General features: G+C 57.7%; 19 protein-coding genes. All 19 read right to left on the reverse strand.

Annotation, left to right across the window (positions count from 1 at the left end):
- Positions 1–26 precede the first annotated feature (26 nt).
- The 19 genes from ACK8P7_RS04490 to ACK8P7_RS04580 all read right to left on the reverse strand — a co-directional run bounded on the left by ACK8P7_RS04490 (position 27) and on the right by ACK8P7_RS04580 (position 26670).
- A complete protein-coding gene (locus ACK8P7_RS04490) occupies positions 27–1370 on the reverse strand; it encodes an ABC transporter permease (protein WP_410043032.1) in 1344 nt (447 codons plus the stop codon).
- A complete protein-coding gene (locus tag ACK8P7_RS04495; protein WP_410043033.1) occupies positions 1357–3426 on the reverse strand; it encodes a COG1361 S-layer family protein in 2070 nt (689 codons plus the stop codon). Before ACK8P7_RS04495 ends, ACK8P7_RS04490 begins: the two co-directional genes overlap by 14 nt.
- 29 nt (positions 3427–3455) lie before the next feature.
- Positions 3456–4259, reverse strand: a complete 804-nt coding sequence (locus ACK8P7_RS04500; RefSeq protein WP_410043034.1) for an ABC transporter ATP-binding protein — start codon at positions 4257–4259, stop codon at positions 3456–3458.
- A 186-nt stretch (positions 4260–4445) separates the two neighbouring features.
- Positions 4446–5765 (reverse strand): serine--tRNA ligase, encoded by a 1320-nt coding sequence (gene serS, locus ACK8P7_RS04505; RefSeq protein WP_410043035.1) that lies wholly within the window; start codon positions 5763–5765, stop codon positions 4446–4448.
- Between the two features lie 157 nt (positions 5766–5922).
- A complete protein-coding gene (locus ACK8P7_RS04510; protein WP_410043036.1) occupies positions 5923–6807 on the reverse strand; it encodes a bifunctional hydroxymethylpyrimidine kinase/phosphomethylpyrimidine kinase in 885 nt (294 codons plus the stop codon).
- A gap of 11 nt (positions 6808–6818) precedes the next feature.
- Positions 6819–7520, reverse strand: a complete 702-nt coding sequence (gene rpe, locus ACK8P7_RS04515) for a ribulose-phosphate 3-epimerase (RefSeq protein ID WP_410043037.1) — start codon at positions 7518–7520, stop codon at positions 6819–6821.
- 2 nt (positions 7521–7522) lie between these two features.
- Positions 7523–8509 carry a ribosome small subunit-dependent GTPase A gene (rsgA, locus tag ACK8P7_RS04520; RefSeq protein WP_410043038.1) on the reverse strand — a complete coding sequence of 329 codons (987 nt, stop codon included), beginning with the start codon at positions 8507–8509 and terminating at the stop codon, positions 7523–7525.
- Positions 8510–8520: 11 nt separating this feature from the next.
- Positions 8521–10674, reverse strand: a complete 2154-nt coding sequence (pknB, locus tag ACK8P7_RS04525) for a Stk1 family PASTA domain-containing Ser/Thr kinase (RefSeq protein ID WP_410043039.1) — start codon at positions 10672–10674, stop codon at positions 8521–8523.
- A complete protein-coding gene (locus ACK8P7_RS04530; RefSeq protein WP_410043076.1) occupies positions 10671–11417 on the reverse strand; it encodes a Stp1/IreP family PP2C-type Ser/Thr phosphatase in 747 nt (248 codons plus the stop codon). The genes pknB and ACK8P7_RS04530 overlap by 4 nt, the downstream gene beginning before the upstream one ends.
- A 136-nt stretch (positions 11418–11553) precedes the next feature.
- Complete coding sequence (gene rlmN / locus ACK8P7_RS04535; RefSeq protein WP_410043040.1) at positions 11554–12621, reverse strand: 23S rRNA (adenine(2503)-C(2))-methyltransferase RlmN; 1068 nt, start codon at positions 12619–12621, stop codon at positions 11554–11556.
- A complete protein-coding gene (locus tag ACK8P7_RS04540; RefSeq protein WP_410043077.1) occupies positions 12618–13895 on the reverse strand; it encodes a transcription antitermination factor NusB in 1278 nt (425 codons plus the stop codon). The genes rlmN and ACK8P7_RS04540 overlap by 4 nt, the downstream gene beginning before the upstream one ends.
- A gap of 104 nt (positions 13896–13999) precedes the next feature.
- The gene (locus tag ACK8P7_RS04545; protein ID WP_410043041.1) at positions 14000–14713 is read right to left on the reverse strand and encodes a zinc metallopeptidase; all 714 of its coding nucleotides are present in this window, start codon (positions 14711–14713) and stop codon (positions 14000–14002) included.
- Positions 14714–15067: 354 nt separating this feature from the next.
- Complete coding sequence (gene fmt, locus ACK8P7_RS04550; protein WP_410043042.1) at positions 15068–16042, reverse strand: methionyl-tRNA formyltransferase; 975 nt, start codon at positions 16040–16042, stop codon at positions 15068–15070.
- A 289-nt stretch (positions 16043–16331) separates the two neighbouring features.
- The gene (gene def / locus ACK8P7_RS04555; RefSeq protein WP_410043043.1) at positions 16332–16835 is read right to left on the reverse strand and encodes a peptide deformylase; all 504 of its coding nucleotides are present in this window, start codon (positions 16833–16835) and stop codon (positions 16332–16334) included.
- 13 nt (positions 16836–16848) lie between these two features.
- On the reverse strand, positions 16849–18978 hold the full coding sequence (gene priA, locus ACK8P7_RS04560) for a primosomal protein N' (RefSeq protein ID WP_410043044.1): 2130 nt from the start codon (positions 18976–18978) through the stop codon (positions 16849–16851).
- Entirely contained in the window at positions 18978–20327 is a 1350-nt protein-coding gene (gene murF / locus ACK8P7_RS04565; protein WP_410043045.1) for a UDP-N-acetylmuramoyl-tripeptide--D-alanyl-D-alanine ligase, read from the reverse strand. The genes priA and murF overlap by 1 nt, the downstream gene beginning before the upstream one ends.
- Positions 20328–20338: 11 nt before the next feature.
- Positions 20339–21832 carry a UDP-N-acetylmuramoyl-L-alanyl-D-glutamate--2,6-diaminopimelate ligase gene (locus ACK8P7_RS04570; RefSeq protein ID WP_410043046.1) on the reverse strand — a complete coding sequence of 498 codons (1494 nt, stop codon included), beginning with the start codon at positions 21830–21832 and terminating at the stop codon, positions 20339–20341.
- A 69-nt stretch (positions 21833–21901) separates the two neighbouring features.
- Positions 21902–23569, reverse strand: a complete 1668-nt coding sequence (locus ACK8P7_RS04575) for a formate--tetrahydrofolate ligase (protein ID WP_410043047.1) — start codon at positions 23567–23569, stop codon at positions 21902–21904.
- A gap of 164 nt (positions 23570–23733) precedes the next feature.
- Positions 23734–26670 (reverse strand): DNA translocase FtsK 4TM domain-containing protein, encoded by a 2937-nt coding sequence (locus ACK8P7_RS04580; protein WP_410043048.1) that lies wholly within the window; start codon positions 26668–26670, stop codon positions 23734–23736.
- Between the last annotated feature and the right edge of the window lie 17 nt (positions 26671–26687).

Below are 26687 nucleotides of genomic sequence, written 5' to 3' on the forward strand. Positions count from 1 at the left end.
AGGGCGTCGGAAGACCGGCTATAGAATCATTCATTTCGGATCGCTGCCAGCGGACTCAGCTTCATCGCACGCGCCGCCGGAACATAGCCGGCGATCGTGCCGACCGCGATGGCGAAGCCGATCGCGAAGGCCGCGAGCCAGAGCGGAATGCTGGACAGCCCGCCCGTCGAGCCGGAGCCGAACATCATCGAACCGGCATTTTTCGTAAAGGAATTGATGATATAGGAAATCAGATAGCTGACAGCGAGTCCCGCGATACCACCCATGAGCCCGATCATACCGGATTCACAGAGGAACATGTTCCGGATATCCGGCATCGCACAGCCCAGCACCTTCATAACACCGATTTCCTTCGTCCGCTCATAGATCGACATCATCATGGTATTCATGATACCGATCGCCGCGACGAGAAGCGATACACCGCCGATACCGCCGAGCACGAGCTGCACCATATTGAGCTGCTGCTGCGCCTGCTTCAGCCACTCCATACTGGAACTCACACTGAAGCCCATGTCCGAGATCTGCTTCTGTACTGCACTGACGTTATCCATGTCATCGACGAAAACATAGACATTATTGTATACATAGTACGGATACGGCTTCCCGTTTTTATTCGTCCTCGGATTCGGCACCAGCGCCTTCTTATAGATTTTCTTCAGAAAACGCTTCAGACTGTCGATGTCCGTGTAGACATTATACGAGCCATCCGACCAGTCCTCAGCGCCGCCCTTCATGATCCCGGCCACCGGGAAGATGTACTTCTTCTGCTTCGGCTCCTGCGTACTGCCCTCACTGCTTTGTGTTCCCTGCGAGGTGCTCGGCTGCGGGAAGGTGATGAATACCGTATCCTTCTCCGGGTCGATCTCGACATTCTCCCAGGTTTTCTGCTTATAGAAGCTGCTGTACAGAATCTGATTACCATACAGGAGCTCCAGCGTATCCGAGTTCGCCGCCGGCAGATGTCCGCCGTCCCGGAGCTCAAGCTGCTGAAGATAATCCTGGGTGACACCCACAATGCTGAAGGAGCCGCTGACGCCCTTGCACTTCGCCTCGATATTCACCTCGATGGACGGACTCACGCCGGTCACATGGGGGATATGCTTAAAGCTCTCCACGGTCTCGTCGGTCAGCATCATGGACTGATCGCCATTCGTGCCGCCGCCATAACCACCCTCGTATACGTCGATCCGGGTCAGCGAGCCCATGCTCTGGTAGGACTTCAGCATCATCGCACTCATCCCGATGCCGAGACTCACCATGACCACGATGGACGCCGTACCGATAGCGACACCGAGGACCGTAAGTACGGTTCGCATCTTTCGTCGCTTCAGGTTACTCGTTGCGAGCTTGATAAGATCAAATAGTCTCATCGTTTTCCTTTTCCTGCTTCTTCTTATCCTTATGCTTCTTCACGAAAACCGCAGCTGCCGCCAGCAGAACGACGCCCCCACCGATGATCGGGAGTCGGAAGCGCTGGAAAAATCCAGGCGTTTCTTCCGGCATCATATCCATGCCGTTCATGTCATCCGTGCTTTCCATCGGCTCGTTCACCATGAGGTTCACCGTCTGCTCGGAGGTATGCACCTCTCCGTTCACATCCTCGTAGCTGATGATGACCTGGATCGTACCATCATCCATGGTCGGAGCCGCACCCGTGATCATCGCATCCACGGAGCCCGACTCACCCGGCTTGATGTTGCCGACGTAGCTGCTGGTATCATTGATGGAATCCGCCTTAAACTCCGCAGTGACATTATAGAGAATCACCTTGCCGGTGTTGTTGATATTGAACATCACGTTAGATTCACTGCCGACGTCAATGCTTTCGGGCATCACATCGTAGTTGGAAACCGAAAGTCGTGCCTCCTGATTGACCATGATATTCAGCGTCACCTTCTCCTCGGCATTTTTGAAATCCGGGGAGTCATACTTTTCATTGATGGTCAGCGCATAGGACCGCGGGTCGACCCCCGGTTCCGCCACCATATTCCAGGCGATTTCCTTCGTCTCCCCGGCCGCGAGGCTGTTGATGACATAGGAGTTCGCGCCGTTCTCCGTCGACAGTGCCGAGGACTCATTCACCTTTTCCGACTCGAGGGAAAGCAGGATGTTGCTGGCACTGATGCCGGTACTTGCGTTCTGCATCTGCACCACCAGCTTAAACGGCTGACCGGCAAACACCTTCTCCGGTTCGGTATGATAGCCCGCCACGACGAGTCGTGCCTTCGAACGGTCGTTAGCATTGAAATCACGCTGACTGTCGGTTTCATCCGTGGTCGGGTTGCTGATATGTACGTAGTAGGTATACTGCTCTGTCTTCGTGATGGTCGCGTTCGGCGTCTCCTTATAGCTCACCGTGAAGCCGATGGCATGGTCACCGCTCTTCGAATCCTTCGCGATGGCCATCGAGTACGGAGCCGAGATCGTCTGATCCGCCTCGACACTGGCGAAGCTGCGGTCATAGTTCTCCTCCGTCACACGGAACGGGAAGCTGCTGTAGTCGACCTTTCCAGCGGCCGCCGTCGAAGACGAATCACCCGAGGCTGCACCACCGTTTCCCTTATTCATCTTCACGACGACATCATAGAGGGCCCGTCCCTTCTTATTCCGAAGGTTCACGGCGAACTGTACGGTTCCCGGATAGGTACCGCTCGGTGTCGACTGTCCCTCGCCGAGCACGAAGGCCTGATCCTTCGTCGCGCTGGTCGGATTCGAAATCGTTCCGAGGTCCTGCACATAGATATTGATGAACTCGGCGCGGCTGAGACTGCCGTACTGCCCCGTCGAGTTGTACGGCACATCATAGTTCATCGAAATCGGGATCGCATAGTAGCCTTCCTTGATATCGTTCCGGATCTTTACATTGAAGGTCACCTCCTTGTACTCGCCCTTCTGCAGCGAGCCAAGGTTCTTCTCCTGGTTCATCGTCGATGTGCCGATCTCGAGCGGATAGGTACCACCGTCCACCGGATAGGTAAGGCCCAGCGACGCATTATAGGCACGCTGCGCCCCCGCCTGGTAGCCTTCATTGTACGCATCATGCTGCAGGGACTCCTGCTCGTTGTCCGAGTCTTCATCATACGGATTCGACTTTTTTGAATTCGGCACGATGCCCTTCGTATTTAAGAGATTCTGGTCCTGACTCAGGCGCACGCGCACGTTGTTGATGACGTCACCGGTCGGATTATAGAGACCGTTCACGCCGTTGAAGCCGACCTTCACGGTCAGCTGGAAATCCTGCCCGATCCCCGCAACCGGTGTGTCTGCCGCATCATGGATGAAGGTGTTCATATTCGTATCGACGTAGGACGCCTGGGCCTCCATCGGCTGTACGAAGGTCAATGCCGGCGACAGGAGCGCGAGCACCATCGCGCCGCACAGAAAACGCCGAAGGATCGTATGCTTTTGTGTGTGAAAATGATTCATGATTTTATACCCCTCTATATACACCGTACTCAGCCGAGTGGCGTCACCTGCGCAAAAGGCGGATTTCCGGTTTCTGTTTCTATTTTCTGTTCGATCGGGCTATCCGGACGGATCACGGTCTCGACGATCTTTCCATCGACGACACGCAGCTGCCGATCCGCCCAGGAAGCGATGTGTGCATCATGGGTGACCATGATCAGCGTGCGGTCCTCCTCACGTACGATTTTCCGAAGAAGGCTCAGCACATCCTCCGTCGTATGTGAATCAAGATTACCCGTCGGCTCATCGGCGAAGATGATCTTCGGGTCGATGACGAGCGCACGAGCGATCCCGACACGCTGCTGCTGTCCACCGGACATCTGGTTCGGCATATGCTCTCCCTGATCCCCGATGCCGATCAGCTTCATATACTTCTCTGCTTCCCGGATACGCTTCTCATACGGCACCCCGCGGAACATCAGCGGCATCGCGACATTCTCGACCGCATTCATCGAGCCGATCAGATTATAGCTCTGAAAGATGAAGCCGACATTCTGACGCCGGAAGCTGACGAGCTCCGCTTCGCTCATCCTATCGATGCGCTTCCCCGCGATCTGAATCGCCCCTCGACTCGGCGCTTCCAGACCGGCCAGCATATTGAGACAGGTCGATTTACCGGAGCCGGAGGTGCCGACGATCGCGACGAACTCCCCCTGGTAGACATCGAAGGACACACCATTCAGCGCATAGACCTTATTGTCTCCGATTTTGAAAATCTTATATAAATCCCGCACCTTGATGATCGGTTCCACTACATCTCTCCCACAACTTGTCAAATCATAAACTGGCTTCATGGCCTTCATTATATGATAGCTGCCATCTATAAACAATAAACGAATTCATTAACAACTTCGTCAATAATATTAAGACTTTCAGCTCGGGCAGTGACCGCGGAGTACTGTACCTCCATTGCCACCCCTCCGCGGCCCCTGCCTGAATGTACATAAAAAGACCTGTGCTACTGCACAGGTCTTCGATCATCAAGCGTTTGCCGGCTTGCCTTCGATGGAGTTCCACTTCGGGATGAGCACCTTGGTACCACCCATGTATGGCTGAAGCACCTCCGGGATGGTGATGCTGCCATCGGCCTGAAGACGATTCTCGAGGAACGCGATCAGCATACGAGGTGGAGCGACACAGGTGTTGTTCAGGGTGTTTGCGAGATGGATCTTTCCATCCTTGCCCTTGATACGGATGTGCAGACGTCTCGCCTGTGCATCGCCGAGGTTCGAGCAGGAGCCGACCTCGAAGTACTTCTTCTGACGTGGTGACCACGCCTCGACATCGCAGGACTTCACCTTGAGGTCTGCGAGATCACCGGAGCAGCACTCCAGTGTTCTGACCGGGATTTCCATCGAACGGAAGAAATCAACGGTGTTCTTCCAGAGCTTCTCGTACCAGTCCATGGCATCCTCCGGCTCACAGACGACGATCATCTCCTGCTTCTCGAACTGGTGGATACGGTACACGCCTCTCTCCTCGATACCGTGTGCACCCTTCTCCTTACGGAAGCAAGGAGAATAGGAAGTAAGGGTAAGCGGAAGGGTATCTGCCGGAAGGATCTCATCGATGAAGCGACCGATCATCGAGTGCTCCGAGGTACCGATGAGGTAGAGGTCCTCGCCCTCGATCTTATACATCATGGCATCCATCTCTGCGAAGGACATAACACCATCTACAACCTTGGAACGAATCATATATGGCGGAATCACATAGGTAAAACCACGGTTGATCATGAAATCGCGCGCATAGCTGAGCACCGCAGAGTGCAGTCTCGCGATGTCGCCGATCAGGTAGTAGAAGCCGTTACCTGCGACACGTCCGGCTGCATCGAGATCGATACCGCCGAAGGACTCCATGATATCGGTATGATACGGTACCTCAAATGCCGGAACGACCGGCTCACCGAAGCGCTCATTCTCGACGTTGTGAGAATCATCCGGACCGATCGGAACGGATGCATCGATCATGTTCGGGATGATCATCATGCGCTTCGTCACCTCCGCCTGAAGCTTCGGCTCCTGCTCCTCGAGCTCCTTGAGACGTGCGGTAAATGCGCCGACCTCGGCCTTGACCTCTTCGGCCTCCGCCTTCTTCCCCTGCGCCATCAGCGCACCGATCTGCTTCGAAACCGCATTCTTCTTCGCACGAAGCTCATCGGCCTCCTGCTGGCACTTTCTCGCCTCGAGATCATACTTGATGACCTCATCGACTAACGGAAGCTTCTCATCCTGAAACTTTTTCTTGATGTTTTCCTTGACAAGCTCCGGGTTTTCTCTGACAAATTTAATATCTAACATAGGATCCTCTCCACTTCTGCGAAATCTTTCTGGCGATAAACCACCATTTACTATAGCCTTATTTACGTCTGTTTTCAAGTCATTCCGTCACAGTTGACGGACGGGTCGCAACCGATCAGACAGGTGGGGACCCGGAGGGACAGTTGCGTCCGAACATCTACAGCGCTCCGAGGACATCCTCAAACTGTACGCCGTAAACGATCGGGACCTTCTCCTCCTCGCTGTGTCGGATGCAGAGCGCGACGAAGTCGGCGGCGCGACGCGTGGCGTTCTCGAGCTCCTCACCGCGAAGACAGAGACTCGCGACGATGGCACTGAAGAGGTCGCCGGTCCCCGGACGGGCATCGCCGGACCGGGCATGCTCGACGAAACGGAGATCGCCATCCGCTTCCGAGACGACATTGATCAGGGCTTCCGGCGTCGTGGCTCTATCCTCCGCTGTCTCCGGATAGGCCTCGACACCAGTCACGACGATCTGTCCCTCCGTCAGATGATGCAGCTCCGAAAGCAGAGCGTGCATCACCATCCCGCGTGTCGCAGCGCTCGTACAGCGGTCGAGTGTCTCCTTCAGTCCCGCATAATCGAAGTCGGCGAGGAAGGCCGCTTCCGTCAGGTTCGGGCAGATGAGATCCGCCTTCCGACAGAGGGCCCGCATCGCCTCGATATGCTCCTCCGTCATCCCGCGATACAGACGGCCATGATCCGCCATCGCCGGATCGAGGAAGATGCGCAGCGCCGGATTCCGCAGCTTCTCCGCCTCGAGATACGCGTCGAGGGCCCGGAGATCCGTACAGTCACCGAGGTAGCCGATCAGGATCCCATCGAAATGGATGTCATTTTCGCTCAATGTCTCGAGCCGCTCTTCCATCACCGCCCCAAGTCCTGTGCTGGATACGTGCGGGAAGGCCGTATGGTTGCTGAGCACCGCGGTCGGAATCGGGCAGGCGCTGAGCTTAAGTGCTGTAACCACTGGAATCTGGATGGAAAGTGAGCAGCGTCCGACGCTGCATAAATCATTGATGAGCGCAAGTTTCTTTATCACGGAAAACTCCTTTATGCGTGCAGGATGGCGTTAAATGCCTTCACATTCTCCACCATACGCTCACGTGGCTTGAAGACGGCAGAGCCGGCGATGAAGAAGTTCGCACCGGCATCCTTGATTTCCTGCACGTTGTCGAGGGTAACACCACCATCGATGCCGATATTCAGCTCGAGGCCGAGCGCGTCCGTCTGCTTCCGCAGGGCACGGATCTTCTCGATCGTATACGGGATCAGCTTCTGCCCACCGAAGCCCGGGTTGACCGACATGATGAGCACCAGGTCCAGCATCGGAAGGACACAGTCCAGGGTGCTGATCGGGGTTGCCGGATTCAGGGCTACACCGGCCTTGAGGCCACGCTCCCGAATCTGCTGAAGGGTACGGTCGAGATGTGTGCAGGCCTCCTGGTGTACGGTGATGCCGTCCGCACCGGCATCGGCGACTGCGTCGATGTAGCGGCCCGGCTCAGTTACCATCATATGGACATCGAAGAAGCAGTGGTTATCCTTACGTACCGACTGGATCACCGGCATGCCGAAGGAAATATTCGGCACAAAATCGCCATCCATCATATCGAAATGCAGGTACTTCGTGCCCGCCTCCTCGAGTACACGGAGGTCGTCACGCAGGGTTCCGAAATCAGCGGATAAAATCGATGGGGACAGATCATAATTCATAGTAGTATTCTCCTCTGCCGTCTTAAGACGACGTTTCATAATCAGTATCGCTTCTGCTCCTTCAGCTCCTGATAGAGCATGACATAGCTTTCATAGCGCTCGCGAGCGATCTTTCCTTCCGCGACGGCACGCTTCACCGCACAGTCCTTTTCACCGACGTGCACGCAGGTGTTGAAGCGGCACGCGCTGCGGTAGTCCTCAAACTCCGGGAAGTAGTACATCAGCCGCTCCGGTTCGATATCCGTCACATAGAGCGAGGTAAAGCCCGGTGTATCGAGCACATAGGTCTCGTCATCGATATAAAAGAACTCCGAGTGACGGGTCGTATTCTTCCCACGCTCGATCTTCTTACTGAGCTCCCCGGTTTCCATGTTTGCAGCCGGATGGATGAGGTTCGTGAGCGAAGACTTGCCGACCCCGCTCGGCCCGGAAAGAACGGTGGTCTTTCCGCGCAGTACCTCCATGATCTTCGGCAGACTGTCCTCGTTCCGGGTGCTGATTTCGAGCACCGGATAGCCCGCCGCGCGGTAGATCTCCGGAATCATCTCCGGGTGCTCCGCATGGATCTCCGGGATCGTTTTCGCCCGTGACTTTTTCTTCTTCCAGGCATCGCGCTCCTCCGGCATCGTTTCTTCTTCCTCTGTCGGATCCTCGCCTGGCTGCACGAGGTCCACCTTATTAAAGAAGATCACCACCGGGATCTCCCGCTGCTCCATATGGATGAGGAAGCGGTCGAGCAGGTTCAGATTCGGATCCGGATGGCGGAGTGCGAAGATGACGACCGCCTGGTCGACGTTCGCGACGGCCGGCCGGATCAGCTGATTTTTCCGCGGAAGGATGCGGATGACGGAGCCCTCATGCTCCTTCTCTGAATCCTGTACCGCTTCGATCTCCGCATCATCACCGACGAGCGGCTTCTCGTTCCGGTTTCGGAAGATACCCTTCGCGCGGCACTCATAGTCGCCCTCCGGGGTATGGACATAGTAGAAGCCACCGATGCCCTTGTAAATTTTACCTTTTAAAGCCATGCATTACCTCTCTAGGAACGTGGTGCGAAATTCACAGTATAGGATGCGATGACGGTATCGTTCGATGCATCGACGATTTCGACGGTGCCCTTTCCGATGCCGGCTGCACCCCGGATGTTCGGGATCACGACCTGAAGCTCGGTGCCGGCTTCATAGCTTCGCGCTTCCTGAAGCGTCGTATAGCGCTCCGCACCATCGATTTCCTGACAGAGACGGATCAGGATGATCCGCCGTGTATCTGCCGCCGGACTGGTCTCACCGCCGATCTTTACGGCCGTGTTGATCGAGCCGTACCAGTCACCCTGACCGTCGGTCGTGGTGCTCTTCTGACTCGTCTCTCCGTCGGAGCCGGAGGAAACCGTGAGCGAGATCGTCGTCCCCTTCAGGACCACGGATCCAGGTGTCAGACTCTGGTCGATGACCGTATTCTCCTCATGCTCAGCATCCGGCACAGAGTCGATGCCCTCAAGTGTGAGTCCTGCATCCTCCAGCGTGCTCAGCGCATCGTCCTCACTAAGCGTACGCAGCTCCGGGACCAGCGCCATGCCATTCTCGCTCGCAGACCCGGCGGAACGCGTGATGATCAGCATCGATGTTCCGCTGGTATCCGGCTTGTTCGTGCTGATGACATAGCCCAGCGGCACCGTGTCGGAGAACGCGTCCTGGATCTTATAATTGATTTTTCGTTTTTCCAGCGCCTCGACCAGGGTGTCACACTTCACGGCATGAAGTGCATCCAGTTTATCCGGCGTTGCCGGATCATAGAAGCGGATGGTCTCTGCGCCCTTCGACACGGTCACATCGAGGGTGCTGCCGTTCTGGATCTTCTTCTGGTAAGCGATGATCGTGCCCTCCGTCGGATACTGATCCGAGAAGCTTTCCTTCGCGCTCCGGAGATGGATATGATAGTCTCCGAGATAGTCCTCCGCCTCCGCCACCGTCTTTCCGAGGATGTTCGGAAGCAGGTTATCGAGCGCGGAGATCGTGATATTGATCGTCGCCGCCTCCGTCGTTTCGGTGGAGGCCTCGATCGGCTGACTCGTTTCCAGCGCCGTCCGGCTGTCCCGGAAGAAGGAGAACATATTGCGGCCGATGATCAGCACGAGCACGATGATCAGCAGGATACAGACACCGACGATCACACGGTAGATCTTCGTCATGTGGAAGCTGGTTTCATCTTCCTCCGTATCATCGAGCGGAAGTGCATCCGTATCATCGAGATGTGCGAGCTTCCTCCGAAGCTTCTGCCGGTGTTTCAGCTGATTCAGCTCCCGCGGAGAGAGCACCCGGGTCTCACTGAGGTCCTCCGGCATCTCCCCGGACATGAAGGAACCGCTCGGATCCTTCAGTGCCTTCCGGAGGTCCTCCATCAGCTCGCCGATGTGCTGGTAGCGAAGCTTTCCCTTCTTCTGCATGCACTTGTACACCGCCATATCGAGGGCAGGGTACACATCCGGCACCAGCTCCTTCACGTGCGGGATCGGATTCTCGAGGTGTGCGAAGACGACGGACACCGAGGTGTCGCCATCATACGGCACCTTGCCCGTCAACATCTCATACATCGTACAGCCGAAGCTGTAGATATCCGAACGCTCATCCGACTGCCCAGAGCGGGCCTGTTCCGGCGAAATATAGTGGACAGAGCCCATGACGGTCGCATTGACCGTCTGCTGCGTCGCGGCACGGGCGATCCCGAAATCCGCCACCTTCACATTTCCCTCACTGTCGACGATGATGTTCTGCGGCTTGATATCCCGGTGCACGATGCCCATCTTATGCGCGAGCTCGATACCGGCCGCCGCCTGCAGCGCGATGGCGATGGTCTCCTGCGAGTCCATGCGTCCCGCACGCTTGATATAGTTTTTCAGTGTGATACCCTCGACGAGCTCCATCACGATATAGTGCAGCTTCGTCTCCGGATTATCGACGATGTCATACACCGCGACGATGTTCGGATGATTCAGCTTCGCCGCTGCCTGGGCCTCATTCTGAAACTTCCGGATGAAATCCTCATCCTCGCAGTACTCCTCCTTCAGGACCTTGATCGCGACCACACGCCCCATCTTCCGGTCGTTGGCACGATAGACATAGCTCATGCCACCCTGTCCGATCAGCGTATCGATCTCATAACGTTCGTCGAGCACCTGTCCCTGCTCCAGCATCATATCGTCGCCTCCTCTCGGTAAGGGCCGGTCAGAACGATGCCGATATTGTCCTTCCCGCCGTTGATGTTTGCCATATCGATGAGCGCCTGTACCTTTTCCTGTACCGTGCTGTGCTCACGAATGATGTTTCGGATGCTTTCATTGTCCACCATGTTGGAGAGACCGTCCGAGCAGAGCAGCAGATAATCGCCCTCACTGAGCTCGATCTCGAAGAAATCAGCCTCCACCTGCGGCTCGATGCCCACGGCCCGCGTGATGATATTGCGGGACGCCATATACTCCTTCGAGCCACGCCGCATGAGACCACGCCGTACCATCTCCTCGACATAGGAGTGGTCCCGTGTGATCTGTCGGATGCTGTTCCCATGGATGAGGTATGCCCGGGAATCGCCGATATTACCGACGGTCAGATTCGGCCCCTCGATCAGCGCGATCACGAGCGTCGTGCCCATCCCGCTCAGATTCGGATTCTGCTGCGCCAGGCGGTAGAGCCGCTGGTTCACGTCACGTATTCCCTCCTGCAGCAGGCGGATCTCCGGCTGTGGCTGCGCAGCCTTCTCGATATAACGCCGGAGCTCATCGACCGCATAGCGGGAGGCATAGTCCCCCGCCTTATGTCCGCCCATCCCGTCTGCGAGCAGGAAAAGATTCGGTAGTGTTCCCACCGGCTGATCGCTCGCGAAGACGTAATCCTGGTTCATACGCCGCCGCTGTCCCTTATCGGTTTTCGCAAAAAAGTCCATCATGCTTCACCTGTCACTTCGTCACTTCATCATCGTGGTTCAATGCTGACGTCCTCGACATCGTCACTTCGCAGTCCCTCGTGGCATCCACGGCGATACGAGGCTTCGCGCATCCTCCAGCGCCTTAATTCGCTCCCTACGCCTTCGAATCGATGCCCTCCGTCTCGAGGTAATCCCGGCGGAGCTGACCGCAGGAGCCCGAGATGTCGGAGCCCATCTCCCGGCGGATCGTCGCCGCGATGCCGTTCCTCTCCAGAATATGCTGGAAGGCCTCGACCTTCGAGCGATCCGGTCGCTTCCAGTCCCGCTCCTTGATCGGATTCACCGGAATCAGGTTCACGTGGCACTGGAGCTTCCCGCCGTTCTTCATGCTGCGGATGAGCTTCACAAGCTCCATCGCTTCCGCCTTATTATCGTTGACACCCTCGACGACGGAATACTCGAAGGTCACCCGTCGACCGGTCTTCTCGAAGTAGTACTCGATGGCCGGCATGATCTCCGAGAGCGAATATTTGTTTGCGATCGGCATCAGGGTCTTCCGTGTCTCGTCGTTCGGCGCATGCAGGCTGAGTGCCAGCGTGATCCCGTAATTTTCATCCGCCAGCTGCCGGATCTTCGGCACCAGACCGCAGGTCGAGATCGTGATGTTCCGTCGCGAGATATGGAGTCCGTTTTCATCCGAGATCATGCGGATGAAACGGGTGAACTCATCGTAGTTGTCAAGCGGTTCGCCGGAGCCCATGATGACGATGTTATCGACCCGGGCACCGGTCGTACGCTGGATCTGGTAGATCTGTCCGAGCATCTCTCCGCTCGTCAGATTCCGTGCGAGGCCGTCGAGCGTCGATGCACAGAACTTGCAGCCCATGCGGCAGCCGACCTGGGAGGAGATACAGACACTGTGCCCGTGCTGGTACTCCATCCAGACGGACTCGATGACATGTCCGTCCTGCATACGGAAGATAAATTTCTTCGTACCATCGATCTTTGAGGTAAGCACCTCCACCGTTTCCGGCAGGGCCACACTGTACTCCGCACTCAGCCGATCGCGGAGTCCCTTCGAGATGTTCGTCATCTCGTCGTAGTGCTCCACCAGATTCTGGTGCAGCCAGGTATAGATCTGCTTCGCACGGAATGGCTTCTCGCCCATCTCCTCAAGCAGCTTTTTCAAATCGTTAATTTCTAAATCGCGTAAATTCTTCATTCTTTTCGAAATACCGTAAGATAAAACCCGTCGGATGGCGCACCCGGCAGGAACTTCCGCTCCTTCAGGAGGGTGAAGCCGCCCTTCGCGAGGATATACTCCCGGTTGTCTTCATTTTCTTCCTTCGTCAGTGTGCAGGTGGAGTACAGCAGCTTTCCGCCCGGCTTCACATAGGTACATACCGTATCGAGGATCTCGCGCTGCAGCTTCTGCAGCTCCCGGATGCCCTCACGGCTCGCGTTGAAGCGGATATCCGGCTTCTTCCCGAGGATACCGAGACCGGAGCACGGGAGATCGGCGATGACGATATCTGCCGTTCCCTGTCCGGCGTCATCCAGCAGCGTCGGGTCCGGCGTGCGTGCATCGTGCACTTGCGCCGTGATATTCGTAAGCTGCTGCCGTGCGATGTTCTGCTCGATGAGCGCCACCTTCGCTTCCGTGAGGTCCCGCGCATCGACATGGCCCGTTCCCTCGAGGAGGGCCGCGATATGGCAGCTCTTGCCACCCGGTGCCGCGCAGACATCGACGACCTGGTCGCCCGGCTGCGGATCGGCTTCGATGCCGACCTGCTGTGATGCGTAGTCCTGAATCGTGATCTCACCGCGCTGGAAGGCCTCGCTGTGCACGATGTCGCCCTCCATCTCCTCACAGTGTCCATCCTGGAAGCGGACGAAGTTCTTCTTTTCACCCTCGAGGAACCAGGCAAGCATGCGCTCCGTCTCCTCCCGTCCATAGACCTTCTTCAGTGCATCGTACATCCAGAGCGGCACACTGTAGCGGATATAGGCCGGTGTCTTTCCGGTATGGGCGAGGTTCTGGAAGATGATTTCCTTATCCCGGGAAACACTCCGAAGAACGCCATTCACGAAGCCGCTCAGGAAAAAGACCTTGTCCTCCTGGCTCTTCACGAGCTCGACCGCCTCGTTGATGGCCGCACTGTCCGGCACCTTATCCATGTAGAGAATCTGGTAGCTGCCCATGCGGAGCACCGTCCGAACCAGGGGCTCCATGTTTTTCGTATGGGTCTTACTGATCTGGTTCAGGATGAAGTCGATCTGGATCGTATACTCGAGGGTTCCCTCGACGAGTCGTGTCACGAAGGCACGGTCGCGCGGCGTCCAGTCCGGATACGCCGACAGTGCATCACGCAGCACGATATGCGAGAGCTTCTTCTCCTCAAGGATCTTCATAAGGCTAAGTACAGCAATAGACCGCGGCGTCGCTGCGGTCTTTTCTCTCGAAATCTCTGATATTTTTTTCTTTCCGGCATGCATAAATTTATGCAGCGGGCCCTCTGCCCGGGTCGTTTTTTTTCGCTGATTCTTATTCACCATAAATGATTCTTTGCAGTTTCCTCTCTTTAATATGCCGTGTAGCGTCAGTCGTCACTTCGCCGGCTGCCCCTCGTCAGGATCAGCAGTCGAAGGAGCTGCAGCAGAGACGATGTCGCCGCGGCGACATAGGTAAGTGCAGCCGCTGTCAGAACCGCCTTCACGCCGTCAAGCTCCTCTTCGGTCAGCACCTGATTCTCGCGCAGCGTCTTCACCGCGCGGCGGGATGCGTCGAACTCGACCGGAAGGGTCAGCAGCTGGATCGAGATCGCCACGATAAAGGCGATGATGCCGATTTTGATGAGCGGCGACCAGCTGATGAGGATCCCGAAAAAGATCATCGGAATCGAGATCTTCGAAGCGACGGCACAGGCCGGCGTGATCGTGCGCGTCAGCACCAGCGGCCCGTAGCAGACGTGATCCTGGATCGCATGCCCGCACTCATGGGCCGCGACACCGATCGCCGCGATCGAGTGACTGTTGATGGTTGATTCACTCAGGTTCAGAACTTTCTTACTCGGCACATAATTATCCGTCAGATTTCCGGCGATCCCCTGCACACGGACATTCGTGATGTCGTTCCGGCTCAGGATCAGGCGTGCGGCATCCGCACCGGTAATGCCGGCACGCGCGCCGATCTTCGCATATTTCTGAAAGGTCCGGTTGACATTGGCACTTGCCAGCATCGAGACGATGACGCCGATCAGTACCAGTACATAGGTCGGATCATAAAACATCGGATATCCATAGTAACCGTACATAGTATTTCCTCCTGCCATTAAATATCACGGGGGAGTGCCGCCCGTAGGGCGCGGGGGTCCCCGTGATGCCTTAGTGGCGAACGTATTCAAAGCTGTGCCTTATGCACAGCTTCTTTGTATATCACGGGGGAGTGCCGCCCGTAGGGCGCGGGGGTCCCCGTGATGCCTTAGTGGCGAACGTATTCAAAGCTGTGCCTTATGCACAGCTTCTTTGTATATCACGGGGGAGTGCCGCCCGTAGGGCGCGGGGGTCCCCGTGATGCCTTAGTGGCGAACGTATTCAAAGCTGTGCCCTACAGTGTACGACATATTCGTGATCAGTGTATGTAAAAAGTCTAAACTTTATCTGAAGAATCAGAAACGATGTCCGCGCAGGAAATCCTCAGCCTTCATGCGCTTCTTGCCTTCGAGCTGCAGCTCCCGGATAAGAAGTGCACCCCGACCACAGCGCACCACCAGCATCTTCTGGTCGGCATATACATGCCCTGCCTTCGTTCCCTCCGGCATCGTTCTGTCCTGCTCCGGCATCATCACGGCCACCTCCGGCAGCGGATACTGCTTACACTCCGCGTCCGTCAGTACGTCGGCATCCCAGAGCTTCAGCTGCTTCCCGCCGAGGAAGCTGTAGGCGGATGGCCATGGATTCAGACCGCGGATCTTCCGCTCGATGACCACCGCATCCTCCGTCCAGTCGATGCGACCGGAGGTCTTCGTGAAAAGACCGACCTTCGTCGCCTGGGATGCATCCTGTGGCACCGGCGTGATGCTGCCGGCCTCGAGACCCTCGAGGGTCTCCACGATCAGCTCCCCGCCGAGCTTCGCCAGCTTATCGAAGAGCGTGCCGCCGGTTTCCTTCGCCTCAAGCGGAATCCGCTTCATCATCAGGATATCACCGGTATCGAGGCCCTCATCCATCTGCATGGTCGTGACGCCCGACTCGGCATCGCCGTTCAGCACGGCCCACTGCACCGGCGCCGCGCCACGGTACTTCGGTAGCAGCGAGGCATGCACATTGACACAGCCATACTTCGGTATCTCAAGGATATCCTTCGGCAGGATCTGTCCGAATGCCGTCACGACGATCACATCCGGTGCGAGCGCACGCATCTCTGCCTTCAGCGCCTCATCCTTCCGGATCCGCTCCGGCGTCGCTACACGGATTCCGTAGCCCTCCGCCGCGATACGCACATCACTCTTCTGTGCCTCACCATGCCGTCCCTTCGGACGATCCGGCTGTGTAATCACGAGCGGGATCTCATAGCCCGCCTTCACCAGTGCATCGAGCGTCGCCACCGCAAAATCCGGTGTTCCCATGAAAATAACCTTCACCTCTTACCTCCATCCAAGGGCATTTACAACATCATAAGTGTACAAAATCCGTCAGGGGTTCCCGGAGGACCGTCAACAGAAGCCATACGAAGGGACCGTGTGAAATCAATCCAGGTCCCCTTAGCGGCACTTGGTGTCATCTCTCCCTGGAACCCTCTGCAACGCTGAGTTTTCATAAAGAAAACTCAGTGATTGCAGAGGGCCTAGTGCCGCTTAGGGTCCCTGGGTTAGATTTCACCGGTCTCGTAGTACTGTGCTTCTGTTGAAGGCCCTCCGGGGCCCTGGATGATCACTCGAAGTCCTCGAACTCCTCCTCGTCGAGGCTCTCGTAGTTCACGTCCTCGAGCTCTCCCTCGACCTTCGAGGTGTAGAGGATGCCGTGCAGGTGGTCGTTCTCATGCGCCATCGCACGTGCGAGCAGACCCTCACAGTCGAAGGCATACGGCTGCATGTTCGCATCGAGTGCCTCGACATGCACCTTCATCGCTCTCGTCACCACGCCCTGCTTGCCCGGTACGGACAGACAGCCCTCGTCACCGGTCTGGGTCTCGTCGCCGATCGGGGTCACCGTCGGATTGATGCAGATATAGCGCTGGCCATCACCGATGTCGATGACGAACAGCTGGCGAAGGATGCCGACCTGCGGTGCAGCGAGTCCGACACCGTTCGCCGCATACATGGTTTCAAACATGTCGTTGATGAGGTCGATGGTACGATCCGACACCGCCTTCAGCGGCTTGCACTCCTTCTCCAGAATCGGGTCTCCAATTTCACGAATGGTTCTTAATGCCATAATACTCTCCTAACTACTGTAAATCAAAATTCAACAGCACGAGGCCGCGACGGTCGTGCTGACGTACACGTTCGGTAAAACGATCCCGTAACCTGATGATTATATCATGGGACGGGTGTTTGATATAGACGATTTTTCGATAGACGTCGTTGATCCGGTAGACCGAGGCCTCGAGCGGTCCGATCAGCTCGGCACCCTCGGCACTGCAGTCGAGCTGGAAGCCCTCCGCCGCAGCGGAACTCACCATGGAGAGAAAATCCTCATCCTTGCTGGCGAGCTGGATCGTCATGAGGCGCTCCGTCGGCGGATACCCCATCAGCTTCCGGAAGCGGAACTCCTTTTCATAGAAGGCCCTGTAGTCCTGCCGCTTTGACAGCACGATCGCATAGTGATCCGGCTGATAGGTCTGGATGATGACCGTACCGGCCTGCGCACCACGACCTGCCCGCCCGGCTGCCTGGGTCAGCAGCTGGAAGGTGCGCTCCGAGGCCTTGAAGTCTGGTGCCGAGAGATTGAGGTCCGCCGCGATGAGCCCGACGAGGGTCACATCCGGGAAGTCATGTCCCTTGACGATCATCTGGGTACCGATCAGGATGTCGGCCTGGTGCTTCCGGAACTTCTCGAGGATACGCTCGTGGTCCCCCTTCCGCTTCGTCGTATCCGCATCCATACGGAGCACCGACGCCGTCGGGAAGATCTTCTTCACATAGCTCTCAAGCTTCTCCGTACCGAAGCCGAAGGGCGCGAGGTAGGGGCTGCCGCAGCTCGGGCAGAGCTTCATGAGCCGTGTCTGGTAGCCGCAGTAGTGGCAACGCAGAGAGCCATCCCGGTGCAGGGTCAGAGTGATGTCGCAGTGCGGGCACTTCAGCGCCTCACCGCAGCTCCGGCAGGACACGAAATTCGAGTAGCCGCGCCGGTTCATGAAGAGCATGATCTGCTCCTTCTTCTCGAGCTTCTCCTGCATGAGCGTATAGAGCCGCTCCGAGAGGATGCTCCGGTTTCCCTTCGCCAGCTCCTCCCGCAGGTCGATGATCTCGGTCTCCGCGAGCTTCGCACCGGCGTGGGCCCGCTCCAGCAGCTCGAGCAGCTGCACCTCGCCCCGGAGAGCGGCGCTGTAGATCGTGAGGGACGGCGTCGCTGATCCATAGAGCACCGGACAGCCTGCAAGACGCGCCCGCTCATACGCGACATCCCGCGTCTCGTAGCGGGGTGCCGTCTCCGACTTGTACGCCGACTCATGCTCCTCATCCATGATGATGAGGCCGAGTCGCTCGAACGGCGCAAATACGGCTGAACGTGGGCCGATGAGGACATTGACCTCGCCACGCTCACATTTCGTATACTGCTCGAAGCGCTCGCCGATGCTCATCCGGGAATTCAGGATCGCGACCCGGCCCTGAAAGCGGGTCGATACGCGGCGCACCGTCTGGTAGGTGAGCGAGATCTCTGGAATCAGCAGGATCACCTGATCCCCGCGCCGGATCACCTCCTCCATGATGTGGAGGTAGACCTCGGTCTTTCCAGAGCCCGTGATCCCGTGCAGCAGATAGCGCGGCACAGGATGTCCATCCGCCGGAGCTGCTTCGCCCGCTGCCTTCGCTTCGGCCAATGCAGACGTCCCGGTGCTCTCCGGTTCCGCGGTTTCCGTATCTCCCGGCACACTCGTGACCGGCGAAGCCGTGCGCTTCGCCACACAGGCCTGGTACCCCGCGATGACGGCAGCGGCTGCCTGGGCCTGTGCCGGATTCAGATCGTGGTACTCATCCTGCTCGTTCTGATACATGCGGACCGGATCGATGCGGCGGGCATTCTTTCGCACGGTCCGGCGCACCGGCAGGACCGTCTTCAGGCACTGGTTCATCGTCGTCCCGTATTCGGTCGACATCCAGGCGGCGAGGTGGATGAGCTGCTCCTGTACGGAGATGGCATCCGGGATCACCGCGACGATGTCCTTCACCTTCGACGGATCATAGTCGAAGTTTTCCCGAAGACCGACGACATAGCCGGTTTTCTCTGCATTGGACGCACCAAAGGGGATCGTGACACGATCCCCTACGTGAAGGTCCATGCCCTCCGGAATGTGATAGGTATAGGCACGGTCCAGTGCTTCATTTGTGATGTCAATGATGATTTCTGCGTACATCAGCACTGTTTCTGTCTGAAGTCACGCACGATTTCGGACAGCTTCATGCTGTTCGAGCCCTTGAAGAGGAGGACATCCCCGCTGCAGGCGATGGCGTGAAGGGTGTTGCGGAGCTCCTCGAGATCCGTGAAGTATTCGATCGTCGGCACGCGGCGTGCGGCCTCGTCCCCGATCGGCTTGTGCGGCTCGGCGACCGCGTTCTGTATTCCCTCGCCGATGGCAGCGGCCCGCTCTCCGTACAGGAAGACCGCATCGATCGGCAGGGTCGCGAGGTAGCTTCCCACCTCGCGGTGGTAATCCAGCGTCTTCTCACCGAGCTCGAGCATATCGGCGAGAACCGCGATGTGACGTTTTCCCTCGAGGGCGGCGAGGGCCTCCAGCCCTGCCTTCATGGACGCCGGTGATGCGTTATAGGCATCATCGATGACGAGGACCCCCTCCTTCGTACGGAAGGTCTCTCCACGGCCGGCGAGCCCGGAGAAGTTCTCGAGCGCATGCTGCGCCGACGCTTCATCGACACCGAGCGCCGTCGCGATATGCATCGCGGCCGACGCATTCTGAAGCATGTGGCTGCCCTTCACCATGAGGTGAAGATCATAATCTTTCATTTCATACGACCGGAGCTCGATCGTCTGCTCCGTCGCGATCCCGAAGGCATGGATCTCCTCGAGCGTCAGCTTCGAAAGGATCGCGTCGTCCATGTTCAGGTAGAGTGCGCCACCCTCCCGCATGCCGTCGAGGATGTGCAGTTTCTCCCGGAGGATGTTTTCCTGGGTCTTCAGCTGCTCGATGTGGGCGATGCCGATGTTCGTCATCACCGCCATATCGACACAGGCGATCTGCGCGATCCGGGTCATCTCTCCCGGCTCCGACATGCCGAGCTCGATCACCGCCGCCTCCGCACCGGAGCGGGCCATCTGAAACATGGTGATCGGAACACCCACCTGGGAGTTCGCATTGCCCGCCGTCTGAAAGACCTTCTTTCCTGCCGCGATCGCGGTCGCGATCATGCTGCGGGTCGTGGTCTTCCCGACCGAGCCGGTGACACCGATGACGGTGCCGTGGAACTTCTTCCGCTCCATGTAGCCGATCTCCTGCAGCGCCTTCGTCGTGTCCGTAACCTGATAGAAGCGGACCGCCGGATGCTTCGCCTGCAGCGCTTCGATCGGACGGGAGCTGAGCACGGCGACCGCGCCGTTCGCGATGGCCATATCGATATAATCATGTCCATCGCTGTGCTCACCGATGATCGGCACGAAGAGGGCATGCTGCATTTTCTTCCGCGAGTCGAGCACGATCTCCTCGATGCCCTCGTCACTGAATCCGAAACTGATATCCGCTGTATTCATACTGTTCTCCATCAAAGCTTATACTTCGCTGCTGTCTCGAGGATGACCTCCCGGTCGAGGAAGTGGGTACGCACGCCCTTCACCTCCTGGTAGTCCTCATGTCCCTTTCCGATCACGGCGATCATGTCGCCCTTCTCGGCGTGGGTCATCGCATATTCGATGGCCTCACGGCGATCCGGAATCTCGACATACTGTCCGCCGGCCGGCACGAGAGTGGACTTGATATCCGCGATGATGTCCGTCGTCTCCTCATCACGGGAATTATCCGCCGTGAGAATGCTGAAATCCGCGAACGCGGCCGCCGCCTTGCCCATGCCGTAGCGACGGTCCTTCGCACGGTTGCCGCCGCAGCCGAAGACAACGACGAGACGCTTCGGATGAAGCTCCCGTAAGGTACTGAGCAGATTTTCCATCGCCATCTCGTTGTGCGCATAGTCGACGAGCACCGACATCGTGTCGTTTTTAAAGACGATCTGCGTACGTCCGTCGACGTGCACACGCCGGAAGGCGCTCATGATCGCGCGATGCGGGATCCCGATCAGGGACAGAACGGAAATCGCGGCCATCGCATTGTAGACATTGTACTTCCCCGGCATATCCATCTTAATCTCGAGCTCCGTGTGGCCACTCACATCGAAGCGGATCCCGACGAAGTCCGGACGGTTCACGTGTTCGATGTTGTCAGCCATAAAGTCGGCCGCACGGTCGATCGCATAGGTGAACATCTTGCACGGCGCACCGGCAAGGAGCTCATCCGCATAATCCGCATCGAGGTTGATGATGCCGACACGGGACTGTTTGAAGATGCAGCTCTTATAGTACTTGTACTCCTCAAAATCCGCATGCTCGTTCGGTCCGATGTGATCCGGCTCGATGTTCGTGAAGATGCCGTAGTCGAAGGTGATAGCGTCGACACGGTGGAGCTTGAAGGCCTGGCTGGAGGCCTCCATCACAACATAATCACAGCCCTCATCCCGCATCATACGGAAGTAGTGCTGGAGGTCATAGGACTCCGGGGTCGTGTTCTTCGTCGGAAGGTGATGCCCGCAATACTCGACACCGGTCGTACCGATGCAGCCGACCTTCTCGCCGGCGTCCTCGAGGATCTGCTGGATCATGTGGGCGGTGGTCGTCTTGCCCTTCGTTCCGGTGATAGCGATGACCGTCATCTCCCGGCTCGGATGATCGAAGCGTGCCGCACTGAGCGCCGCGAGGGACGCCCGCGCATTCTCCACACGGATGATCGCAACCTCCGCCGGCACGGTCTCAAGCGCGAGACCAAACGCAGAAGGATCCTCCTCGATCACGATCGCCTGACAGCCCTGCGCGATGACCGCCGGGATGAAGCGATGCGCATCGACATTGGCACCCTTCATCGCATTAAAGACGGTTCCCTGCACTGCTTTTCTCGAATCAAACACGACCTCCCGGACATCCGGCACCGAAGTGTCACCATGGACGGTCTCATACTGTATGTCATTCAGCCAGTCTGCAAATTTTGCCATAATCTTTCTCTTTTCGTCTTAAAAGTAGATCGGCCCTCCAGGGATACCAGAGGGCCGCAACAGAGATCATCAGAAGAGTCCGGTGATCTTTCCGTCCTTTACATCGATGCCGAACGCCGCCGGCTTCTTCGGGAGACCCGGCATGGTCATGATGTCACCGGTGAGGCAGACCACGAAACCGGCACCCGCCGATACATAGGCATCACGAACCGTGATACGGAAGCCGGTCGGACGGCCGAGCTTCTTCGCATCATCGCTCAGACTGTACTGCGTCTTCGCCATGCAGACCGGAACCTGACCGAAGCCGAGCTCGGTGAGCTTATCGAGGGCCTTCCGTGCCTTCGGCTCGTAGTTTACACCATCCGCACCGTAAATCTTTGTCGCCACGGCCTCGATCTTCTGATAGAGATTATCCTCAAGCTTCTGTACCGGCGTGAAGTGCGCCTCCTTCTTCTCGAGGGTCTCCAGCAGGGTCTTTGCCAGCTCGACGCCGCCCTTGCCGCCTTCCCCATGTACCTTGGAGAGTGCGAACTCTGCACCACGCTCACGGCAGAAGTTCTCGACGAACTGAAGCTCCGCCTCGGTATCCGTCGCGAACTGATTGATGGCTACCACAACCGGGATACCATAGCTCTGCAGGTTCTCGATGTGCTTCTCGAGGTTCACGATGCCCTTTGCGAGTGCATCGAGGTTTTCCCCGGCAAGCTCTGTCTTCGGCACACCGCCGTTGTACTTCAGTGCGCGTACGGTGGCAACCAGTACCGCTGCATCCGGCTGGAAGCCGGCCATCTGGCACTTGATGTCGAAGAACTTCTCAGCACCGAGATCGGCACCGAAGCCGGCCTCCGTCACCGCGATCTCACCGAGCTTCAGTGCGAAGCGGGTCGCCTGGACGGAGTTGCAGCCATGCGCGATGTTCGCGAACGGGCCGCCATGCACGAGGGCCATGTTGTGTTCGAGGGTCTGGATGATGTTCGGCTTGATGGCATCCTTCAGCAGTGCAGCCATGGAGCCGACCGCCTGCAGATCCGCTGCGGTGACCGGTTTCCCATCGACATCGTAGGCCACGATGATGCGGGCGAGACGCTTCTTGAGATCCTCCATATCGTCTGCGAGGCAGAGGATTGCCATGATTTCGGACGCCACGGTGATGACGAAATGATCCTCACGTACGACGCCGTCGGCCTTTCCGCCGAGTCCGATCACGATGTTTCGGAGCTGACGATCGTTCATATCGACGCAGCGCTTCCAGTTTATGGCCTTCAGGTCGATGCGAAGCTCGTTGCCCTGCTTGATATGATTATCGAGGAGTGCGGCGAGCAGGTTGTTTGCGCTCGTGATGGCATGGAAGTCACCGGTGAAATGAAGGTTCAGATCCTCCATCGGAACGACCTGCGCATATCCGCCGCCGGCCGCGCCACCCTTGATGCCGAAGCACGGTCCGAGGGACGGCTCACGCAGTGCGACCACGGTCTTCTTTCCGAGCAGATTCAGTGCGTCGGCGAGACCGATCGATGTGGTGGTCTTCCCCTCCCCGGCCGGTGTCGGATTAATCGCGGTGACCAGAACGAGCTTTCCATTCGGACGATCCTTGATCTTATCCCAGAGATCGTCGCTCAGCTTCGCCTTGTACTTTCCGTACTGCTCGAGTTCATCCGCCTCGATACCATACGCAGCCGCTACGTCTGTGATGCGATTCATCGTAGATTCCTGTGCAATCTCAATATCAGACTTCATCTCTTACCTCTTTCTCTCATAGCTTCTAAGTGTTGTATTTTCAGGGACGCGCCCTCGAAAACTGTGGCAAAGCGGTCATTTACGCCTCCGGTGCTTTTTCAGGAGAACAATGCATCCGACGGCGCATCGTCACATCCCAACCGGAGCACGAACGACCTGTGACGTCATCCGTTCGAGATCAGTTCGTCGAACTCGGCGAGCGTCATGATGATCTTCCGTGGCTTCGTGCCCTCCTCCGGACCGACCACGCCGGCCTCGGCGAGCTGGTCCATGATGCGGGCTGCACGGTTAAAGCCGATGCGGAACTTTCGCTGGAGCATACCGATCGAGGCCTTCTCGGTCTCGATGATCAGCTGGCCGGCCTCGACGAAAAGCTCGTCCTGGTTTCCGGCACCGCCGAGACTGCCCTCGCCGCCACCACCGGCCTGTACCTGCTGCTGTATGCGTTCACTGTACTCGACCTCGCCCATCTCCTGCTTGATGAAATCGACGACATCGGATACCTCCTGATCGGAGACGAAGGCACCCTGCACACGCACCGGCTTCGGGATGCCCTGCGGGAAGAAGAGCATATCGCCCTTTCCGAGCAGCTTCTCGGCACCGTTCATGTCGATGATGGTACGGCTGTCGGTACCGGACGAGACGGCGAAGGCGATACGGCTCGGAACATTGGCCTTAATCAGACCCGTGATGACATCCACCGTCGGACGCTGGGTCGCGATGACGAGGTGCATGCCGGCGGCACGTGCAAGCTGCGCGATACGGCAGATGGCGTCCTCTACCTCCTGGCTCGACACCATCATAAGGTCGGCGAGCTCATCGATGATGATGACGATCTGCGGCAGCTTCTCCGGCTTCTGATCCTCTGGGATCTCCGGATCATTCCGCACGGCCATGATTTTCTCGTTGTATCCCTTGAGATCACGGGAGCCGCTCTCAGCGAACTTCTTATATCGATCCGTCATCTCGGCGACCGCCCAGTTCAGCGCGGAGGCTGCCTTCTTCGGATCGGTCACGACCGGAATCAGCAGGTGCGGGATGCCGTTGTAGACGGAGAGCTCCACGACCTTCGGATCAACCATGATCATGCGGACATCCTCCGGCTTATACTTGAAGAGGAGGGACATGATCAGGGTGTTGATGCAGACCGACTTACCGGAGCCGGTGGCACCTGCGATGAGCAGATGCGGCATCTTCGCGATGTCGGTGACGATGGTCTTACCGGCGATGTCCTTACCGACACCGAACGCGAGCTTCGCCTTCGCTCCCTGGAACTCACTGCTGCCGAGCACATCCCCGAGGTAGACGGTCGCACCGTGCTTGTTCGGCACCTCGATGCCGACTGCCGACTTGCCCGGGATCGGCGCCTCGATACGGATATCCGCCGCGGCGAGACGCATCTTGATATCGTTTGTGAGCGACACGATCTTCGACACCTTCACACCGATCTCCGGCTGCAGCTCATACCGCGTGACGGCCGGGCCGATCGAGATGTTCGTGATCGTGACATTGACACCGAAGCTCTTCAGGGTTTCCTGGAGGGTCAGCGCGTTCTGGCGGATTTCCTCTCTCGTATCGAAGTCCTGACGTGCCGGCTTCTGCAGGAGGCTGAGCGGCGGGATCACGTAAGGCTTCTTAGGCTTCTTTTTCTCGAGAATCTCCTGCTGGACCTTCGCGTTATCCGCATCCGTCGGTGTATTTTCCTTCTTCTCACGGTCGAGCTGTGACTCGATTTTCTTTTTGATCGGCTCAACATCCGCGTCAATCACCTGACCGTTCGAGGCCACGATGCGCCGTGTTCCCTGCTCCATATCACCGCGGCCGATGGTGGCCACGCCGTTGCGAGCGACGCTTACCTCATCATCACCCGCATAGGCCGCGGCCGACTCTGTATCATCGCTGTCCGCGAGCGGGTGCAGCTCTGCATCCATCGCGTCCTCAGCTTCGGAATGCAACTCATCATCCACCTGCACCACGTCCGCCTCATCGTCCATGTAGCTGTCCATGAGGTTCTGGTCATCCCAGATGTCCGGACTGCCCGGCATCGTCGCGCGGTCGTCCCGTGTCACCGGGGTATGACGGACGTTCAGCGGCAGCTCGACACTGTTCGCTGCATTTTCATCCGGACCGAGGATCGCACCCATGCCGGTGATCGTCGGCTCGGCGTTCAGCTTCGGCTCAACCGAGACAGGCTGCTTCACATCAGCACCCGCCCCGAGGGCTGCCTCATAGGCGGTCGTGTCGTCGAGTGCCGGGATCGTAAACGGATCCTCCGGCACCGCTGTCTGCCGGGCGGTGGTCTGATCGGCAGCATTGGCCTCCGCAGACACCGTCGCCCCTGCACTCATCTCGGAGAGGGACTGATGTGCAGAAAGATCGATCGCCTGCATATCAACACCGGCCCGACGTGCACGCAGCTCCTCCTCCCGGGCGAGACGACGCTCCTCCCGGTGGAGACGTGCAGACTCCGCCACCTGTGAGAAGTCCTCCCGCGCACGATCACGGGCATGGGAAGCGGCACGTGCGGAATGCTTCGCGATGATACGTGCGAGTGGCTTTCCGGTGGTATAGATGAGGCACACGAAGCTGGCCACGATGAGGATCAGGGCCGCGCCGACCGTACCGGCGATCGTATGCAGCACCATCGCGAGGGCACCGCCGACGATACCGCCGCCGATGCCGAGCTCCGCGCCCTCACTGTAAAAATCCATCAGGCTCATGTCCTGCACGCCACCTGCGGTAAACAGCTGGAAAAGCGCCGACAGGAACACCAGCATGAACAGCGCCGAGCTCATACGGAGCGTTGCGTGCGGGTTATCGATGTTCGAGAGGATGAAGGCCACCACGAAGCACAGCACGATCGGAAAGAGATAGCCGACCACGCCGAAAAGTCCGAGCTGCACAGCCTTCAGTGCTGCGCCGATCGGACCACAGAGACCCAGATTCGACAGAAACAGAAAAAGCGAGACGGCGAAGGTGATGATGATCGCGGCCTCGTCCCCCATCAAGGGTGCATCATACTCCTGTGCCTTACTGCTGGAGCGCGCCCTGGTATTTGCTGTCGTCTTCGGTTTATTCTTGCTGCCCTTCGGTCTACCCATATCACCTCACCTGGTCG

The sequence above is a fragment of the Oribacterium sp. P9 genome (genome assembly GCF_046365365.1).
In the GTDB taxonomy this organism is placed as follows: Bacteria; Bacillota; Clostridia; order Lachnospirales; family Lachnospiraceae; genus Oribacterium.